Source organism: Bacillus sp. 196mf (assembly GCF_003217275.1).
Taxonomy (GTDB): domain Bacteria; phylum Bacillota; class Bacilli; order Bacillales; family Bacillaceae_G; genus Bacillus_A; species Bacillus_A thuringiensis_S.
This window is the reverse complement of record NZ_QJTG01000102.1, coordinates 1-1,555: the sequence shown is the minus strand read 5'-3', so window position 1 is coordinate 1,555 and position 1,555 is coordinate 1. Positions and strand designations below refer to the sequence as shown.

Genomic DNA, 1,555 nt, shown 5'->3' with positions numbered 1-1,555 from the left:
CAGATTTTTTGTTGTAACATGAACGAAAAGATCTGCTTTAAAAATAACACTGATTTTGCAGTAAAACGTTTATTTAAACCTTCAGGACTAAGAAGAGTACCAGTGGCTGCATGAAGCCTACTACATAATCGGACTAAGGGATCGCTTGCCACTCGTTGACTAATCCAAATACATATTGTAGCTAAATCTGAGCCAGAAAACTTACGTTTTCGTTTTATAAACCCAATTTCTCTTGCCAGTTTTTCTAAAAATACAGGTGTGATGTATCGTTTTAATTCTTCCGCAAATGGTTGTAATTCATCTTTAATCGAGAGATTCATAAAAAACGTTATTCTTTCTTATCTAGCTTGTTAAGAAAGAATAACGTTTTTTTGTACCTGGGGGTAGTGAAAAGTCTTAAGTTGATGGGCATGTATGGTGAGCCCTATTTATTCCCAATCGATATGTAAAAAATGTATACCTGTCGCCGTGATATTAGTTCTTTCTCATATCTACCCTCTTTTCTAATTAAGTCCTTCTTAACAAACTAGCAGAGTTATTTATGTCATAATCAATGAGAAGCCTACTTATGTATGAAATAACGCATACTTTACAACTACTATCACGATTAAATTCCAACTACACTAATAATCCGTATCTATTTTTGGTAAAATAGCATATACCTTTTTTACAAACCCTTATAAAAACAAAAAGGAAATTCTCTGTACGAATTTCCTTTTTGTTTTATCATTTTTCCTTCACTAAACTAAATGTAGCCTCAAAATCTTCTGCTCTTACTAAATTATAGTCTCCTGGCCCCATCCTTGTTATGTATACATCCTTACCATTTGGAGAAAGTAATGGGGCCTCTTGCCAAGGAACATACACTGCAACCGGGCCATCTGCTGCTTTCACTAGCATAGCTTCGCGATTATCAGACTGTTTAAACGTATCTTGCTTGCCTTCTACGGCCTGATATAGTTTCGGCTGCTTATCCTTTGGGACAATATAGTCTGCCGCCGCTCCCCCATTTCCAATAACCAACCAATCTCCTTTCTCAACCCTTGGTTCTGCACCAGGTTTTCCACTCATAACTTCCGGGCTAAATTCTTTTACTAAATTTCGAGCAATTTCCAGTTGTGACTCTGTCTCTATCTGTACCATTTCGACCTCAACTGTCTTGTTATATTCATTAACTTTACCATCTTTTTGACCTTTTTCCCAAAAATCGTCCCATACAACCTTCACATCTTTAGGCGCTCCTTTTACTTTTTGTGGATCTCCAACAATAACCATTCTCACTGATTCGATATCAGCCGGAGTGGTTTGTTTGTCAAACTTCTCGTTATATAGTGATTTTGCCTCAAAAATTTTTTCCCAACGCTCCTGATTAGAAACCCCTTTTTTAAATTCTTTCCTTACTTCTTCTGCAATTTCAATACCCATTTGGCGCTCTAGCTCTTTTCTTTTCTCAGGTACCCACTCTCGCATAACATCCATAGATAAATCTTTCAAATCGCTTTGAAGTATATCCATCTTTTCTTCTTTCTCTTTCTCTTTCTCTTTCTCTTTCTCT

General features: G+C 36.4%; 1 protein-coding gene and 1 pseudogene. Both read right to left on the bottom strand.

Annotation, left to right across the window (positions count from 1 at the left end; translation table 11 throughout):
* Positions 1–320: pseudogene (locus tag ATL10_RS30690) on the bottom strand (IS4 family transposase); the annotation flags it as partial.
* A 406-nt stretch (positions 321–726) separates the two neighbouring features.
* On the bottom strand, positions 727–1,555 hold an 829-nt coding region (locus ATL10_RS31545; RefSeq protein ID WP_181419380.1), incomplete at its 5' end, for a hypothetical protein.